Source organism: Nannocystis bainbridge (assembly GCF_028368995.1).
GTDB classification, from domain to species: domain Bacteria; phylum Myxococcota_A; class Polyangia; order Nannocystales; family Nannocystaceae; genus Nannocystis; species Nannocystis bainbridge.
Window position 1 is genome coordinate 1041968 of record NZ_JAQNDL010000001.1, and the last position, 17983, is coordinate 1059950.

12 protein-coding genes are annotated in these 17983 nt (G+C 72.2%); 5 read left to right on the forward strand and 7 right to left on the reverse strand.

Features of this window, described 5'->3' with window-relative positions:
• Positions 1-14 precede the first annotated feature (14 nt).
• From POL25_RS04175 to POL25_RS04200, 6 genes are all read right to left on the reverse strand, one after another.
• Positions 15-2387 carry an FG-GAP repeat domain-containing protein gene (locus tag POL25_RS04175; protein WP_272084527.1) on the reverse strand — a complete coding sequence of 791 codons (2373 nt, stop codon included), beginning with the start codon at positions 2385-2387 and terminating at the stop codon, positions 15-17.
• Between the two features lie 159 nt (positions 2388-2546).
• Entirely contained in the window at positions 2547-3014 is a 468-nt protein-coding gene (locus tag POL25_RS04180) for a hypothetical protein (protein WP_272084528.1), read from the reverse strand.
• 132 nt (positions 3015-3146) lie between these two features.
• Positions 3147-4661: a protein kinase domain-containing protein gene (locus POL25_RS04185; protein ID WP_272084529.1), complete on the reverse strand. Its 1515-nt coding sequence runs from the start codon at positions 4659-4661 to the stop codon at positions 3147-3149.
• The gene (locus POL25_RS04190) at positions 4658-5347 is read right to left on the reverse strand and encodes a sigma-70 family RNA polymerase sigma factor (protein ID WP_272084530.1); all 690 of its coding nucleotides are present in this window, start codon (positions 5345-5347) and stop codon (positions 4658-4660) included. The genes POL25_RS04185 and POL25_RS04190 overlap by 4 nt, the downstream gene beginning before the upstream one ends.
• A 50-nt stretch (positions 5348-5397) precedes the next feature.
• Positions 5398-7239: an FG-GAP-like repeat-containing protein gene (locus tag POL25_RS04195; RefSeq protein WP_272084531.1), complete on the reverse strand. Its 1842-nt coding sequence runs from the start codon at positions 7237-7239 to the stop codon at positions 5398-5400.
• Between the two features lie 86 nt (positions 7240-7325).
• Positions 7326-9161, reverse strand: coding sequence for a right-handed parallel beta-helix repeat-containing protein (locus POL25_RS04200; RefSeq protein WP_272084532.1), 1836 nt, complete (start codon positions 9159-9161; stop codon positions 7326-7328).
• Between the two features lie 324 nt (positions 9162-9485).
• Here POL25_RS04200 and POL25_RS04205 point away from each other — a divergent pair, with 324 nt between their 5' ends.
• From POL25_RS04205 to POL25_RS04225, 5 genes are all read left to right on the forward strand, one after another.
• Positions 9486-10127 (forward strand): peroxiredoxin, encoded by a 642-nt coding sequence (locus tag POL25_RS04205; protein ID WP_272084533.1) that lies wholly within the window; start codon positions 9486-9488, stop codon positions 10125-10127.
• 166 nt (positions 10128-10293) lie between these two features.
• Positions 10294-11679, forward strand: coding sequence for an MYXO-CTERM sorting domain-containing protein (locus POL25_RS04210; protein ID WP_272084534.1), 1386 nt, complete (start codon positions 10294-10296; stop codon positions 11677-11679).
• Positions 11680-11784: 105 nt separating this feature from the next.
• Positions 11785-12714 carry a 2-hydroxyacid dehydrogenase gene (locus POL25_RS04215; protein WP_272084535.1) on the forward strand — a complete coding sequence of 310 codons (930 nt, stop codon included), beginning with the start codon at positions 11785-11787 and terminating at the stop codon, positions 12712-12714.
• Between the two features lie 55 nt (positions 12715-12769).
• Positions 12770-13600, forward strand: coding sequence for a hypothetical protein (locus POL25_RS04220; protein ID WP_272084536.1), 831 nt, complete (start codon positions 12770-12772; stop codon positions 13598-13600).
• Positions 13601-14095: 495 nt separating this feature from the next.
• Positions 14096-15832 (forward strand): serine/threonine-protein kinase, encoded by a 1737-nt coding sequence (locus POL25_RS04225; RefSeq protein ID WP_272087233.1) that lies wholly within the window; start codon positions 14096-14098, stop codon positions 15830-15832.
• Between the two features lie 3 nt (positions 15833-15835).
• Here the strand turns inward: POL25_RS04225 and POL25_RS04230 are convergent, their stop codons facing one another.
• Positions 15836-17524 carry a hypothetical protein gene (locus POL25_RS04230; protein ID WP_272084537.1) on the reverse strand — a complete coding sequence of 563 codons (1689 nt, stop codon included), beginning with the start codon at positions 17522-17524 and terminating at the stop codon, positions 15836-15838.
• Positions 17525-17983 lie beyond the last annotated feature (459 nt).

A 17983-nucleotide genomic window follows, 5' to 3' on the forward strand; every position in this document is an offset into this window, starting at 1 on the left:
CTCGCTCGCCTCGCTCAGCCCGGCGGGCGCGGGCACTTGCCTGTGCCCGACGCGCGGTTGTTGTCGACCCGGCACTCGTGCCACGCGTGCATCGGCATCGCGTCGTCGACGACCACCCACACCACCGAGCTGCCGTCGACGATCCCCGGCGGCGGGTTCGGCAGCAGCAGCACGACCTCCTCGGCCTCGGCGGGGTACAGCACCTTCGTCGTCACCGCCGACCCGAGCGGCACCCCGGCGTTGTCGGGGTCGCCCTCGAAGAAATACACCGGCACGCCGACCGGCACCGACGCCGCGCCGATGTTGCGGACCCGCGCGGTCAGCCCGTAGGCCTCGGGCGCGCACTGCAGGCGCAGGTCGACGATCAGGTCGGGCGCCGCGAACTCGCCCTCGGGCTGGACGTTCTGGCGGAAGTTGTTGAGCCCCGGCACCTTCCAGTTGGTCGCCTCGACCTTCGGGGTGACGCCGCTCTCCTCGGTGTTGGTCACGTGATACGTGTGTTGATTCCACACCCGGCGGGTCCGCACCCAGCTGCCGAGGCTGTCGCCGAAGATGCGCACCCCGGTCTGCTGGGTCCCGTCGCAGGTGATGCCCGAATAATCATTCGACACGGCGACGATGTCCGCGTGCCCGTCGCCGTCGACGTCGGCGACCAGCGGGTACTCGACCAGCGTGCCGGTGGTGTTGCAGGTGCTCCACAGCACCGTCCCGTCGCTGCCCTTGTAGACCCGCAGCGTCGTCTCGTCGGAGTAGATGACCTCGGCCGAGCCGTCGCCGTCGAAGTCGAACACCGACGAACCGGTCGCGGCCGATGAGCAGTCCTGGGTCTGCTTGATCCACAAGAAGGTGTCCGCGTCGGCCACGTTCGGGTCCATCAGCTTCTTGCCGTCGAACACCGCGTAGCCGACCCCGCCGGCGACCGCGACGTCGGGCGTGCCGTCGCCGTTGAAGTCGGCGATCGTCTGCGGGCCGCCGCCGACGGTGTTGCCGGCCGAGCCGGGCGGGCACAGGTCCGGCGACAGCGCGCCGTTGATGTCGATGCCGGCGCGGATGATCTGGACCCCGTTCGCGGCCATCGGATCGTGGCGCCAGATGATCAGGTGGTGCGGCAGCAGGGCCCCGCCGTTGGCGATCGTCGCCACCTCGGCCTTGCCATCGAGGTCGAGGTCGGCGACCGCGCTCCACGCCCCCTCGAGGCCGGTCGTCGCCATCACCCCGCCGGCCGCGTTGTAGGCGCCCTGGGCGTGCACGATGTCGAGCTGGCCGTCGCCGTCGAGGTCGGCGGCGGTGTTGACGTGCCCCGCGAGCATGGTCTCGATCGCGCCGGTCTTGCCGTCGAGCACGGCGCTCGGGGTCAGCACCTCGGGGTTGCCGTCCTGGTCGAGGTCGACGATCGAGACGAACACGCCCGAGCCCTGCGCCGGCGAGGTCCACAGGATGCTGCCGTCGCCGCGGAAGGCGATGACCTTGCCGGTGGTGGTGGTGGCCAGGACCTCGTTGCCGGGCAGCCCGTCGATGTCCCCGCCCGCGAGCTCGCGCCCGGGCGCGATCGGGTCGACCGCGGCGTCGTTGTAGGTCCACTTCTCGACGATCTGGCCGTCGACGATCGAGATGACGCGGACCGTGCCGTTGTTGGTGTAGTCGCCGCCGTCGAAGGTGGAGAACACGATCTCGGGGATGTCGCGCTCGTCGACGATCTGGTCGCAGTTGTCGTCGTCGAGCTGGACGACGATCGGCGTCATCATCACGTCGCCCTTGTCCCAGTGATACTTGACCACCGGCGTGAAGGTCCCGGGCGGCGGCTTGTACTCGCAGCTGGCGAGGCAGGTCGGCGGATCGCCGGGGTCCTGGCCGTCGAGGCAGATCGGCGGCGCCGGCAAGCACTTGCCGGTCGCCGGGGTCACGCCGCCCTGGCACATGCCGCCCATCATCTCCGGCTCGCCGAGCGAGTACTCGCAGTATTCGTCGTCGGTGCACTCGCTGGCGTCGATGCAGGGGGCGCCGGGGGTGACGCAGGTGTTGAACGAGCAGAAGCCGCCTTCGGGGCAGCAGGTGTCGCCGCAGGCCTGATCCTCGGTCGGGCAGCACTCGCCGCCGATGCATGTGCCGCCCTGGTCGGCGCAGTCGGCCGGACACACCGGCTCCGCAGTGGTGCTGTCGGTGCCGTCCGAGTCGCTCGTCTTCGTGGTCGAGGTCGGCGTCGGCTCACCCGTGGTGTCGGTGACGCCGTCGGTGCCGGCCTCGGTCGGGCCCGCGGTGGCCTCGGTCGCGACGGTCATGGGCGAGGTCGAGGTGAGGTTCTCGGTGGCCGACTCGCGGGCATCGTCGCCGCAGGCCGCGCCGAGCGCGAGACCCCAGCACAGGAGCATCGTCGGGGTGGACTTCATCCCGGCGAGGGTAACGAAGCCCGCCGGCCGACGATAGCGCGAGGCCGACGCGATCGCGTCTGCGCAGGCAATCGCGCGCAGCGTCCGCGCATGACGCCCGCGTGAACACGCGCGTGTTCGCGGCCTGCGAACCCGCGCGCGTTCGTCGATGCGATCGGCTCAGCCGCGCGGCGGGGCCGTCCAGGATGGGTCGAGCGTGGTGCACGGCGACTGCAGGTCACCCTGGATCGGCTGCGCGTGGAGCTTGGTGCACTCCTCGCGCGTCGAGAAGCAGAAGGTCCTGCCCGTGTCGCCGCGGTAGATCGTGTAGCACGTGACCTCCTTGTGCTCCTTGCAGGCGCCGAGGATGTCCATGCCCTTCTCCTTGGTGCGCTTCAGCTCGTCCGCGCAATACGGCTGGACCTCGTGACACGAGCTGGCCTGGTTGGACGAGCGCGTCATGTGCTCGAAGCAGAAGTACGGGGTGCCGGGTTGGTGGTTGAGGTCGCGCCCGTCGAAGATCGGCAGGCCGTCGGGACCCAGAGTGGGCTTGTTCGCCTTGATCTCGAAGGGAAACAGGCTGGCCGTGGTGGCCCGTGCGTCGGACACGCCCTTCGACCCCGCGGCCTCGAACGCGGCGGCGGTCACCGGGGGCGACGTGATGGTTCTCTGGGGAAAGCAGGCAGCAAGCAGGCACGTGGCGAGGCACACCATTCGAGTCATGACGGTCGGTCTCCTGGGCTCGCAGGGACCGGACACAGGCAGTTCGGGAATGTCGCGTCAACGGTCGCACTCGGCGGCGACCCGCGCGAGTTCGAGCGCCGGCGTGGTCGCGCGGAGCTTCGCCAGCACGCCGGCCTGCTCGCGCGCCGCGGCGCAATCACCGATGCCGGCGAAGCACTGGATCGCGTTCATGGCGAACTTCTCGGCGTCCTCTGGCGTGCCGGCGAGCGTCGTGACCCACGTCGCGCGGTCAGCACAGGCCGCCGGTGAACGCCCGCGCTTGCCTTGCCCGAGCGCCCGATCGGCGCGCTCCTCGGGGATGTCGCCGTCGGCCGGGCAATAGTCGAAGACCGTGCTCGCGGCCGCGGCCCGGACCGCGGGCGACAGCATGGCGACCCCCGCCTTGCAGCGCCCGGCCAGCATCTCGCAGATCGCTCGGTGCCCCTCGTACTTCTCCTTGTCGATGGCGACGAGCCCGGTGACCACGACGGCGCACCGGTCGGCGTCGTTTTCATGCATGGCCTCGGTCCAGGCGACCAGGAGCGTCGATTCGTCGGCGCCGGCAACCTCCGGCGCGACGACCTCCGGCTCGGCGACGACCGGCGGAGCCACCGGCCACGCGAGCACGGCGATCGCTGCGATCGCGGCGAGGCCGAGCCCGGCCGCGGCGAGCCGCCAGCGCCGCTGCGGCGCCTCGAGAGCCGACGCGAGATCGGCGACGCGATCGAAGCGATCGTTCGGCCGCACGGCGATGGCGCGCGCCAGCACCTCGCGCGCAGCGGCAGGGATCGTCCGCGGCAGCGCGGCCGCGGCGGTGCCCGCAGGCACGACCGTGCCCGCGACCGCGTGGATCATCGCCATCGCCAACCCGAACTGATCGGCGCGCACGTCGATCGGCGCGCCGGCGGCCTGCTCGGGCGCCATGAACCCGGGCGTGCCGCCGAGCGCCGCGGTGCCGTCGCCGACGAGCCCGAAGTCACCGAGCCGCGCGCGCCCGTCGCGACCGACGAACACGTTGGCGGGCTTGACGTCGCGGTGCAGCAGCCCGCGGGCGTGCACCGCCACGAGCCCGCGCGCGACCTGCAGGTAGAGCGCCTGGACCTGCGGCCAGGTCGGCCGCGTGCGCCGGCACCACACGTCGGCAGGATCGCCGTCGACGAGCTCGGTGACGAGGCAGACCCCGCGCTCGCTGTCGACGACGTCGTGGAGGGTGAGGATGTGCGGGTCGGCGAGCAGCGCGAGGCCGCGGGCCTCGGCCAGCAAGCGCGCACGCGCGAGCGGACGATCGGGTCGCACGATCTTGACGGCGACGCGGCGCGCCAGCAGCGGATCGAACGCCTCGAGCACGAGGCCCATGCCGCCGCTGCCGAGCGGCCCGGCGAGCTCGTAGCGGCCGATCGTCGCGGTCGCAGCGGCGGCTTCGTCCGGCGCGACCAGCCTGGCCAGCTCGGCCACGATCGCGGCGCACGCCGGGCAGCCGGCGATGTGCAGCTCGAGCGCCCCGCGCTCGTCCTCGACCAGCGCCCCCTCGACGAGGGCCGCGATCGTCTCGTCGCTCGGGCAGGTCGTCACGCCCCGGTCTCCGCGAGCAGGCGCGACAGCGTGACCTCGACCTGGCCGTCGACCTCGCGCTGCAGCGACGCGAGCTCGTCGTCGTCGAGCGCGAGCGACGACTTGAGCCCGGCGATCGTGCGCTCGATCAGCCGCTCGCGCGCCCTGGCCAGCCGACGCGCCGCGGTGGCGCGGTGGATCCCGAGCGCCACCCCGAGCTGATCGATCGTCAATCGATGCACGACCCCGAGGCGGAGCACCGCGCGCTCGGACCGGTCGAGCGCGCCCACGGCCGCGGTCAGGGCAGCGCGGAAGGCCTCGCGGTACTCCGCCCGGAGGAACCTCAGCTCGATGTCGTCACCGCCGTCGACGAGCTCGGCGAGGCCACCGGTCGAGGCCGCCGGTCGCGCCGGATCGTGCCCGCGCTGGGCGTTGAGGCAGATCCGCAGGGCGGCGACGCGCAGCCAGTTTTCGAAGTGACCGCGTCCCGTGTACTGGGCGATCCGCGGCGGCGCGCCGGTCAGCAGGCGCTCGCGGATCCGCTGCCGCAGCTCGTCGGCGTGCTGCGGATCGGTGGCGAAGCGGGCCGTCACCGTCCGCAGCACCGGGCCGAACTTCGCCTCGAAGGTGGCGATCGCTTTGGCATCACCGGCGGCGCACGCCGTGGCCAGCGCGAGGTCCCCCGCGTGTTCGTCGACCGCTCCCATGGCTGCCACGAGCCTAGACTCCGCGCGCGGAGAAGTCGAAGGATCGCCCGTCATCGCCGCCGGCCACGGCGACGCAGCAGCCCCGCCGCCACGAACACCACCAGCCAGCCGGAGCGACCGTCGCCGTCGCTGGCGCAGCCGCAGCCGCTGCTGTCGGTCATGCCCGGGCCGGTGGCGCTGCCCGCCGAGTCGTCGCCGCTGCTGCCGTCCGACGAGCCGCCCTCGGTGGCCGGACCGGTGGTCGGACCGGTGGTCGGCGCCCCGCCGGTGGTCCCGGATGCGCCGGTCATGTCGTCGCCGGTCGTCGCCGTGGAGTCGCCGCCGGTGCCGTCGTCGCTGGTCGTGCCCGGGTCCTCGCTCGCCTCATACGCCTGATCGACCGCGCAGGCGGTGTTGCCACGGGGGTCCTCTGCACATACGCGAAAGACCACGGTCCCACGCGCGGGCGGGAGGACCACGCGGAACAGATCGCCGCCCATGAAGGTGGCGTCGACCTCGGTGGCGGCGCCCTCCGGGTCGATCACCGCATAAGCGCGAGCGAGCCGCGGGCCCTCGTCGGTGACGGTGCGATCGCTGACGGCGAAGCGGACCACGGGGGCGGCGTCGAAATCGACCGGGCCGGCGACCGTCTCGACGGCGAGCAGCTTCGGCGGCTGGGCGTCGATCGGGTCGCCATCCCCGGCCAAATAGACCTCGTCGGCGCTGCTGCACTCGCCCTGGCCGGTGACGAGGTCGAGGCGGCCGTCGCCGTCGAGGTCGCCGAACTCGGCCCACAGGCTGCAATCGGTCGGTCCGGGGAACACCCCGGGCATGCTCGTGAAGTGGCCGGCGCCGTCGTTGATCAGGGTGCGCTCGGGGCTGGACAGCGAGACGACGACCGCGTCGAAGTCGCCGTCGTCGTCGATGTCGGCGCACACGACCCCGTTGTCGTCGCTGCCGCTGTCATTGCCGGTCACGCGCGCGGCGGTCTCGTCGGTGAAGCCGCCGGCGCCGTCGTTGATCAGCAGCTGCTCGTTGTAACCACCGCCGATGTTGTCGATCCAGACGTCGAGGTCGCCGTCGCCGTCGACGTCGCAGACGCCCGGGTTGTAATGAAAGCCGCTGTTGCCCGCCGGCGGGAACTCGGCGGCGGTGAAGCCACCGGCGCCGTCGTTTTTCCACAAGTTGCCGCCGCCGTCCGCGTGAGGGTTGACGAGCACGTCGAGGTCGAAGTCGCGGTCGACGTCGAGGAGGTCGAAGTCGTCGACCTCCTCGCCCTGCAGCGCGGCCGGCAGCGCGCCGTCGATCTCCTCGAATTGGCCGCTGCCGTCGTTGCGGTAGAGCCGGGCGAACCGGGCCGCGCCGGCGCCCTGCGAGTAGCCGTCGCCGGCGAGGATGTCGAGGTCACCGTCGCTGTCGAAGTCACCCATGCGGGCCGCGCCGCCCTGCGGGAACGAGCCGGCCGGCAGGCGCCCCGCGGCCTCGTCGACGAACACGCCGGCGCCGTCGTTGATGAAGAGGACGTGCGGGCCGCCGGCGCCGTCGGGCGCGTAGAGGTCGAGGTCACCGTCGCCGTCGATGTCGCCGACAGCGACCTGGCGGTGGTTGCCGGCATGATCGGCGACGGCGGCGGCCGACTCGTTGCTGAACCCGGCCACGCCGTTGTTGAGGTAGACGACCAGCGGCTCCGGCTCGTCGGCGCCGGCGAAAAAGTCGGGGTAGTTGACGAGCAGGATGTCGAGGTCGCCGTCGCCGTCGACGTCGGTGACGCGCAGGTAATTGGTCCAGCAGCCCTGGCCCTGGCACGCCTGCGGATCGAGGGCGCCGGGGACGAGCTGGTAGGCCGAGGCCGAGGTCGAGCCCAGGGCCGCGAGGCCGGCGGTGAAGGCAAGGGTGATTCGCGTCAAGGTCATGCCTCGTGGTTCAAGCGGCCGCAGTGGAGCACGAATCTCCGACAGTGTGGATCGGGCCCGCTCGCGCCGGCCGCCGCGCCGCGAGGTCACAGCGCGAACGCGCCGCGGTCCCACGATCCCTGCGGCGGCCGCAGCTGCTGGGCGATGTCGGTGGTGACGAAGCCGTGGTCGGGCAGCCCGAACACGTTGACGCCGGTGCCCGCGCCCTGCCCGTCCGGCTTGAGGTGGAAATCACCGTTCGCGGCGTCGACGAACACCGAGGTCGGCGTGGCCGCGCCGCTCACGTCGTCGCCGGCGCTCATCAGCGGCGCCGGGAGGATCGCATTGTCGACGAAGCCGAAGCTGAGGTTGCCCTCGCTGCTGGTGATCTCGACCCCGACGTCGCCGGCGTGCACCGCCGCCTGCCCGCCGCTGGTGCTGAGGAAGACGTTGTTGGTCAGCCGCCAGCGCATCGTCACCGCGGGGTCGCCGGAGCCGTGGATCGCCGCGCTGGCGCCGATCACCGTGTTGTTGGTCAGCGTCAACGCCATGTCGTCGTTGCCGCAGCTGTAGAAATCGATCGCGCTGCCGCCGGCGCTGGCCTTTTCGATCACATTGTTGCGCATCACCAGCGACACCGGGTCGGCGCCGCACGAGCCGTAGCCGCCGACGACGTCGGTGGCGAAGCCGCCGCCCTCCTGGCAGATCCGGTTGGCGTCGAGCACGCCCTGGCCGGCGTGCAGGGCGTGGTTGCCGTATTCGACCGCGCTGACGACGAACGTCTGCGGCGCGTCGGAGCGGACGTAGATGTCGTTGCAGCGCAGCACCGAGACGCCGCCGGGGCACGCGCTGGCGATGATGCCGTAGAGGTTGAGGGTGTTCATGTCGCCGCCGGAGGTGGCGACGATCTCGACGTAGTTGCGCACCAGCGTGCCGGCGCCCACGAAGTGATGCGGGTAGCTCCACGCGTCGGCGTGCAGCGGGTTGGCGATCATGCGAAACCCGCCGAACACCGCGTTGTTGTGATCGAGGTTGAGCCGGCCGTAAAACATCGAAGGGTGCGCGTCGGGATCCCAGGTGGCGAACGCATCGTCGAAGCCGCCCTTGATCGTCAACTCCTTGCCGACGTAGACCTCGGCCGAGGCGTAGTCGCCCTCGGCGACGCGCAGCGTGCTGCCGGGCGGGGCGGCGTCGACGGCGTGACACAGGGTCCGCCACGCGGTCTCGGGGGTGGTGCCGTCGCCCGCGTCGTCGCCGTTGGCGGCGCTGACGTGAAACACCGGGCCCGGCTCGGCGATCGGACACGGCAAGCCCTGGGCCGGCGGGAACTGCTGGCGGCAGCCGGACACGAGCGGCTGCGGAGCGGGGATCGCCAGCTCGAAGCAGGCGCCGCCGCCCCCGCTGCAGCTGCCCGGACCGCACACACCCGGGCCGTCGGCGACGCCGTCGCAGTCGTTGTCGAGCCCGTCACACAGCTCGGGCCCGGGCGAGACGCACTCGATGCAGCCGACCCCGTCGACGCACAAGTGCCCGCACTCCTCCATCGACGGGACCTCGCCCTCGCAGACGATGGCGACGTTGCCGTCGCAGACGATGCCCTCGACGCACAGCTCGCCGGTGGTGCCGGTGGTCGTGCCGGTGGTCGTGGTCGTGTCCGTGGTCGTGTCCGTCGTCTCGTCGGTGGTCGAGGTCGAGACCTCGACGCCGGTGGTGCTTGACGGATCGGTGGTGCTGGTGGTGCCGGTCAGCGAGTCGGAGCCGCCGCTGTCGGTCGTCGTCGGCTCGAGGGACGTCGAGCCGGTGCTGCTGCCGGTGCTGCTGCCGGTGCTCGCGGAGGACGACTCGGAGGCGGTGCCTGCAGTTCCCGCAGATTCGTCGCTGCAGCCGGCGAGCAGCGCCGCGAGCGGCCATGCGAGGGTGCGAGCGGCGACGAGGATGCGCATGCGACCGCGAGCCTACCGCGCCCGCCCGCCGCCAGCGCGTGCGCCGACACGAGGTCGAGCGACACCCTCGCATCGAGGTCGTCGTTCATCCGCGCTCTCGATCCAGCGGCCGAGCGTAACCGACGCGAAGCCCCGGCGGTTCGTCGCGCCACCGCGACCTTCACGGCCCGCGCCGCGTCGGGACGAGTTCGATGTTCTGCTCGCTGCACGCGAGGGCGTCGCCGGCGCAGGCCTCTGTGGGCCTCTGGCCGGCGTTCCGCGAGCCTTGACAGGACTTCATGAAGATGAAAAGTATTTCACCGCTCTGAACAAGGACGGCACTCCATGACGCTTCGTCTCGGCGATACGGCCCCGAATTTCCAGGCAGACACCACCCAAGGCCCCATCGACTTCTACCAGTGGAAGGGCGACAGCTGGGCGATCCTGTTCTCGCACCCCAAGGACTTCACGCCGGTCTGCACGACCGAGCTCGGATACACGGCCAAGCTGCGGCCCGAGTTCGAGAAGCGCGGGGTCAAGGTCCTCGGCCTGTCGGTCGACCCGGTCGAGTCGCACCATCGGTGGGAGAAGGACATCGAGGAGACCCAGGGCACGGCCGTGAACTTCCCGGTGATCGGCGACGCGGACCGCAAGGTCAGCGAGCTCTACGGGCTCATCCACCCCAACGCCAGCGACACGCTGACGGTGCGCTCGGTGTACGTCATCGGGCCCGACAACAAGGTCAAGCTGTCGATCACGTACCCGGCCTCGACCGGCCGCAACTTCGACGAGATCCTGCGCGTGATCGACTCGCTGCAGCTGACCTCCGAGCACAAGGTGGCGACGCCGGTGAACTGGCGCGACGGCGAGGACGTGATCATCGTGCCGTCGGTCAGCGACGACGAGGCCCGTCAGCGCTTCCCCGGCGGCTGGAACACGGTGAAGCCGTACCTGCGCCTGGTGCCCCAGCCGAAGTCGAAGGGCTGAGCCCGCGAGCCCGCGCGCGCGGCTCGAACGCCCGCGCGCGGCCGTGACCGAGCCTGCGGGTGCTCGCACCCGATCTGTCCGAAAGGACAGGCCACACCGGCGCGTCGGCGACCGGGTGCGCGGACGCGACTGCGCCGCGGCGTCGCCTCGTGATAGCGTCGCGCGCATGTCCTTCTTCGCTTGCTCGCTGGAACGCGCCGTCCTCGTCGCCGCGGTCCTGTCCCCGACCTTCGCCGCGGCCGCCGTGCCGATCGGCGAGCCGGTCGGCATGCTGACGAACCACGACGAGCGGGTCCTCGGCTTCATGACCAACCGGATCCGCCGCGACCCGGCCGCTGCCGACGCCCTGCCGAGCATGGACGGCAAGACCCCGTCGGGGCGCCCGATCCCCCCGGCCTCGCCCCCGCTCGAGCTCGTCGCCGACCTCGCGCGCGCCGCCAACTTTCAAGCGACGCACATCGCCACCACCGAGTGTCCGCTGTGCGCCGACCACTCGACCTGCTGCGTGCTCGCCGGTATGGACGCAGACACCCACTGCGACGGCCCGGTGACCGTCTGCGGCGTCACCAGCATGGGCGAGCGCTTCAGCCACTTCTCCGACCGGGCCCACGCCGAGAACGGCTCGGAGGGCGGCGCCTCGGCCGAGCTGATCATGCTGGCGTGGATCGAGTCCGACGCTCATTGGGGCTCGATCAACGGCGCCAGCAGCACCGCGCTCGGCACCGGCTCGGCGCAGGGCTTCGGCAAGCCGGTGCGCCACCTGGTCTTCGGGACAGGTGGAACCTACCCGGTCGCCGGCGACGGCGTGCACTTCCGCGACATCATCCACGAGGGCGGCCCCGGGCCGAAGATGCAGCCGATGGAGACCCCGACCTTCGGCATCACCTACGCCCTGCCCGGCGGCGGTCCGCCCGAGGTCGCCCAGGTCGTGCACTACACCGACGGCGTCACGCCCGTGTGCGAGCCGCTGGCGCTGCGGTACGGTCAGCCCGATCTGGGCACCTACGAGACCGTGCTCTCGCCTGGTCCCGGCTGTCACCGCTACTTCTTCCACATCGTCGACGGCCAGGGCGTCGAGCACCTCTACCCGACCACCGGCACGCTCGGCTTCCCGCTGCTCCCGCTCGGCGCCGACCCGGCCACCTGCCCCGATTTCGAGCCGATGCGCGCCGAGGCCCCGTGCGCCGGCACGGTCCCCCAGGACACCACCGGCAGCGACACCACCGGCAGCGACGACAGCGGCGACGACAGCGGTGATCCCAGCGGTGATACCAGCGCGAGCAGCGACGCGAGCGCGACCAATCCCACCGGTGACCCGACCAGCGAGGGCCCGACCAGCGCCGCGACCGGCGACGAGCCCACCACGGGCGCCTCGACCGGCGCCGCGACCTCGGCCAGCACGACCGATCCGGCGACCGCGGGCGAGCCCGCGAGCGGCGACAGCGATGCGGGCTGCGGTTGCCGCACCGACGATCGCGCGCCCGGCCAGGGCATCGCGTTCACCTCGCTGCTCGTGCTCACCGGCTGGCTGCTCCGCCGCCGCCGCGCCTGAGCCCACGTCCAAACGTCGAGCTCGCCAGCGCAGGCGAGCTCGACACTGCGTCCCGAACCCCGACGCGCCCGCGCTTGCTAGACTCGGCCCAGGGAAGTCGCGCGCATGACGATCGAGATCTTGCAGACCGGCCCGCTGCCCGAATCATGCGAGCGAGCGCTGGCCCAGCGCTTCACGCTGCACCAGCTGCACGCCCAGCCCGATGCGCGGGCGTGGCTCGCCGCTCACGGCCCGCGCATCCGCGCCCACGCCGGCGCGGGCGTGCAGGCGTCCCTGCTGGAGAGACTGCCCAACCTCGAGATCATCGCCGGCTTCGGCGTGGGCGTCGACAGTATCGACATTGTCGCCGCCAGGGCCCGCGACATTCGTGTCACCAACACGCCCGACGTCCTCGACGACGCGGTCGCCGAGCTGACCCTCGGCCTGATGATCGCCCTCGCGCGACGGATCCCCCAGGCCGATCGCCACGTGCGCGCCGGCCTGTGGCAGCGCGGCAATTTCGGCCTGTGCTCCGAGCTGACCGGCAAGACCGTCGGCATCCTCGGCCTCGGCAGGATCGGCAAGGAGATCGCCGCGCGCGCCCAGGCCATGAAGATGCGCGTCGTCTATCACGGCCGCCACCGCCAGCCGAGCGTGCCGTACATCTATTATGACGTGCTCGAGGACATGGCCCGCGACAGCGAATGGCTGGTGGTCATCGCCCCGGGCGGCAAGGGCACCGAGCGGATCGTCTCTCGTCGGGTGCTGGAAGCGCTCGGCCCGAAGGGCATGCTCGTCAATGTCGCCCGCGGCTCGCTGGTCGACGAGCCGGCCATGATCGAGCTGCTGCAAAACGGCGGCCTCGGCGGCGCCGCGCTCGACGTGTTCGAGCACGAGCCGCAGGTCCCGGCGGCCCTGCTCGCCCTCGACAACGTCGTGCTCTCGCCGCATCAGGGCAGCGCCACCCGGCAGACGCGCGAGGCCATGGGCGCGCTGCTGGTCGCCAACCTCGAGCGGCATTTTGCAGGGGAGCCGCTGCTCACCGCGGTGGTGTGACCGGCTCGCGTTTGGCCCAGGGGCGCGGCGGCGGCCGAGGTGGTACGAATGGCCCATGCGAATTTATTATGCGTGGATCTTTCTTGCAGCGGCCGCCTGCGGACCCAAGACCCCGAGCGGCGAGACCGACGGCGATGCTTCGACCGGCACCGTGACGACCGGTGACGCCGAGCCGACCACCACGACCTCCGCGAGCACGACGACCGAGGGCGACGAGACGACCGGCGCGAGCGAGACCGGCGAGCCGCTGCCGATGTGTCCGGCGGCACAGACCCCCGAGGTGATGTTCGCCGTCGAGGGCTTCGGCGACGAATTTCAGGGTCACGTCCGGGCCTCGTGCACCGTCGAGGGCGGCTCGATCGGCGACGCGATGGATGCGGTCGAGCTGGCGTGCGACGTCGACGGCACCGAGGTCCAGGTCGCGGTGCGCTTCCTCAACGCTGTCGTGACGCTGCCCGCGGCTCTGCAGCAGCCCGAGGCCCCGGTGTCGCTGCGGTACGTCCGCGCCGACTACGAGTACCGCGGCGAGTGGCTGGCGCTCGGCGATTTCCGCGACGTGTTGCTGCTCGGCCTGGCCGCCGGCAACAGCCCGCTGCCGTTCGTCGAGGGCGAGGGGCAGATCCAGGACATGTTCGCGCCGGTCACCGTCGAGGCGCAGGGCGGCTTCTGTCCCAAGGGACAGGGGAGCTGCTTCGCTCTCGGCGAGCCGGCGGCGCTGCAATTCTCCAGCGGCGACGACATGACCGAGGTGCTGCCGCTGCAAGCGGGAGCGCTCGGTCCTTACGCGATCCAGGCCGGCGCCTCGTGGCTGTCCGACCCCGAGAGCGCGTACGAGTGCGACGGCCCGGGCGACGACTGGGCGGCCTTCGCCCTGGTGCGCCCGTGAGGCGGAGCGACACGATGCACAGGGCTCGAGCGACGACCGCAGCGTTCGTCGACGACACCTGCACCGGCGATGCCCCGCGCTTCCCTCGCCGAACCGATCACCAGCCCGAGCGGATGTCCGGCTTGCTGGCCGATCCCGTCCGCGGGCTCGAACACGGCATGAGCAAACACCCGATCCACGCGAACGCAGAGCCGGCCCGTCGCCTGCAGCGGAGGTCTCCCCGCGCACGACCCGCGCTCATGCGATGCCCGGCGCAGCGCAGCACCCTTCGCCTGCATGCGCTCGCTCGCCACGCACGAGCCTGCGCTAGGCGAGCTCGAGCTCGCCCGTAGGGAGGTCGCCGAGCTCGACGGACGAGCCGCCCGCAAACCGGGCGGAAACGGGCCGGAAGCGGCCTCAACGTCGCGTCGACGGGCTGCGCCCGGGCCCCCGAGACGGAGCTCCCGGGTATACTCCGCGCGCCATGTCCCCTGTCCACCCGGAGGCCGCGCCTTGGTGAGCACCGAGCCGAGCGCCCCGCCGAGCCCCGAAGGCGAGCTGTCCGGGCTGTGGATCGGGCGCGTGATCGACGAGCGCTACCGGATCGTCGAGGTCCTCGGCGAGGGCGGCATGGGGGCCGTGTTCGTCGCGGAGCACCTCAAGCTGCGCAAGCTGGTGGCGCTGAAGACGATCCGGGCCGAGTTCGCCGGCGACGGGCAGGCCGAGGCGCGGTTCGCCCGCGAGGCGCTGGCGACGGCGCAGATCGATCACCCGCACGTGGCCAGCGCGATGGACTTCGGCCACCTGCCCGACGGCGGCGCTTACCTGGTGATCCAGCTGGTGCGCGGCGAGAACCTGGCGCGCCGGCTCGAGCGCGGGCCGCTGCCGTGGCGCCAGGTCGCCGAGCTCGGCGGCCAGATCGCCGACGCGCTGGCGACCTGCCACGCCGCCGGCATCATCCATCGCGACCTCAAGCCCGACAACATCCTGCTCGAGCAGCGCGACGACGGCTCGTTCCACGCCCGCGTCGTCGACTTCGGCATCGCTCGCCTGTCCGGAGAGACAGGTGACGGCGCGGTCGTCGACGCCAGCCAGCCGATCACCCGCATGGGCGCGATCATCGGCACGCCCGGCTACATGGCCCCGGAGCAGGCGGTCGGCCAGACCATCGACCAGCGGGTCGACATCTACGCGCTCGGCGTGATCCTGTGGGAGTGCACCACCGGCCGGCGGCTGTGGCAGGGCGACAGCCTGACCGCCCTGTTCACCCGCCAGCTGGCCGGCGCCGCCCCGGCGCTGCGCGACCTGTTCCCGGGACATGTCCCCGAGGCCCTGTCCGATCTGACAGCCCAGCTCATCACCGCCGACCCCGCCTCGCGCCCGGCCCAAGTCGCGCCGATCCGCGACGAGCTGCGCCGCCTGGCCTTCAGCGGCGACGCCGGGTTCAGCACCGGCCCCGACCTGCGGGGCGGCGCGCCGATCAGCATGTCGCACGCGCCGACCTCCGGCGGCTGGTCGACCGCCGGCGTGCGGCCCGAGTTCTCGACCCCGGGCGGCACCCTGATCGCCGGGCCGCCGGGGCCGCCGCCGCTGGCGATGCGGCTGCGCGCGCTGGCGATCCAGCGGCCCCAGTTGGTCCGCAACGTCGCCGCCGCGCTGGCGCTGCTGGTGCTCGTGCTCGTGTATCAATGCGGCCGGCACAGCGAGCCCGACCCCAAGCCGGTGGTCGCCGCCGCCGAGCCCGAGGCCAAGCCCGCGCCGAGCAAGCCCGCCAAGCCTGGCAAGGTCGAGGCAAAGCCCGGCAAGGTCGAGGCCAAGCCGGAGGCCGAGGTCGAGGCGCCACCCGAGCCCGAGCCCGCGCCCGAGCCCGCCGCGCCGCCGGTCGACCTCGCGGAGGTCCCCGCGGCCTTCGTCGACGCGGCCCAGACGCTGCTGACCGGCGGCACCCACAAGGCCCGCAAGAAGGCCGCCGAGGCGATCGCGCGGGCCAGCGAGGCCGACAAGGCCAGCATCCCCGAGTACGTCCGCAACCTCGCCTGGCTCGAGAAGGTCTCGCGCTGCGAGGACAAGCGCAAGGTCCTGCTCAAGCTCGAGGAGGCCGGCGACCTGCGGGCCCTGCCCGGCCTGCTGCAGGTCGCCAAGACGCCGAAGAACGGCTGCCGCGAGTGGTTCACCGCCCGCGACTGCATCGGCTGCCTGCGCGAGGACCTCGGGCGGGTGATCGGCCGGTTCCAGGCCCAGGCCGAGGGCTGAGCCTCACAGCGGCGGGCAGATCGCCGCGATGTCGAGGTCGCCCGGCGCGAGTCCGCCGTGGGCCCCGGGGCACACCAGCTCGCCGCCCGACTTGTAGCATTTGCTCAGCGGGTCGCTGAAGCCCGGCGGCGGGGTGGTCACGCCCGGCATGCCGCAGTCGGGGTCCGGCAGGCGCTCCTCGGTCTCCGGCGGCTGCTCGAGCGGCCAGCGGCCCAGGTAGCCGAAGCGAATGTACGTCCCGAGGGTCGCGGCCGCGTACGCGTACGTGTCGTTGTTGCGGAACGCGAAGTTGTTGTGCCAGCAATCGTCGCCGCGGTCGTTCTCGTAGCCGGCGAGGTGCTTGATCTTCTTCAGCCCGTAGCCCTTGTCGGTCACCAGCTTGCCGGCGCACAGCGCCCCGTGGCCGTGGGTGTGGGTGTCCATGATCGGCGACAGCCGCGGCGTGTTGTCCCGCCACGGCACGAACATGTGGTGCATCGATTCGTGGAGCACCAGCCGCGGCACGTCGAACGACTGGCTCGGCGTCGAATAGGCCTTGGCGCACAGCTTCATGTTGCTCTTGACCGCGTGGTGTCCGCCCGGCCGCGAGGTGTTGCAGATGTCGCCGGGGCCGTCGGGCGTGCACTCGATGTCGAGCGTCAGGCCGCCGACCTCGTGGTCGTGGAAGGTCCGCCACAGCCGCGCGTAGGCGACCCGGATGGCGTCCAGCCGGTAATCGGCGTAGGGCCCGAAGTAGAACTGCAGCGCGGTGTTGGGGCCGACGTCTTCGCTCTCGTAGCTCATCAGCCGCTCGCCGGTCTCCGTGCCGCCCTCGGCCGCCCACAGGAACGCGCGCTCCTCCGGCGGGCTGGCGGCGACGAAGTCGAGCATCTGGCGCAGGCGGAACAGATCATGGGTGGCGCGCAGCCACGCGGCCCGGGTCTTGGCGCACTCGTCGAGGGTGCAGCCCGAGAGCGGGGGGAAGCTGACCGCCACCGGCGGCACCTCCGAGGCCAGCTCGTAGGCCAGCGCGTCGCAGTCGGCCTCGCGCGCCTGCGGCACCGTGTCGTCGATCGCCAGGGTCGCCACCGGGCCCGCGGCCTCGTCGCGGCGGTCGAACGCCGACACCATCGTCAAGGCCGCGCCGCCGAGGCCGCCCGGCGTCGGCGCGCGGGCGTAGGTCTTGAGCACGACCACCTGGTCCAAAGGCAAGGTCGGCGGCAGCACCAGCTCGGGCCCGCCGCCCGTCCCGGCCGCGTGGGTCAGGTGCACGGTCACGGCCCCGAGGTCGAGCGCGACCTCGTCGACGTCGTCGGCGCTGCGGTGGACCTGGTGACCGCGCACCGGCACGCGCACGTTGAGCAGCCGGCCCGCCGCGGCGGTGTCGAAGCGCAGGCCGGGGCGACCGCCGCGGGCGCGGATGTCCGCCAGCAGCTCCGGCAGCCCGGCCGGCACCGGCAGCTCGGTCGACTCGCCCGGTTCGAGCTCGCGCTCGGTCGCGCCGACGTGCGACGGCTCGGCGCAGGCCAGGTCGCCGACCAGGTACGGGGCCTCGATCGCCGGCGTCGACGGCTCCGCCCCGGTCTCGCCGCCGCCGTGGCCGTCGCCGCCGTGCACGTCGACCCCGGAGCAGGCCAGCGCGAGGCCCAACGGCGCGAGCGAGCCGACCCTCCACCAAGCGATCACGCCTCCGCGCATTGCTGTCGCACTCATGACAATCACTCCCGGTTGGCGAACACGGCCGCGTCGCCGCGGCGATGGACCGCCGGCGGGTGCAGCAACGAATCGACGAATGGCGGCCGGCTAAGCGAGGCTACGAATCGTGGTGTGATGAATCGGCCGCGTCAGAGCGGCGCGGGCATTCACGAATGAACGCCGCGAAGACGCAGGTCGGACCGCGCATCGGCCCGGCGATGCGCCGATCCGACGGGGAGCGGCGTATGCAGTCGCCGCGTTCGTGGGAGTCCGTTCATGGGGCCTGCTCGCGCTCCTGGTCCTCCGCGCCCTCCGACGCGGCCTCCGAACAGCGTGGCCGCGTCCGGTCGCCCGATTCACCGCCGGGTGGGGCGGATCACGCGCCGGAGCGGGGACGCTTGCTCGCTTGCCCGCATCGCCGCGCCGGTCCGCGGCGACTCGTGCGAGGGCGACGAATCACCGCGGCCGATCGGCGAT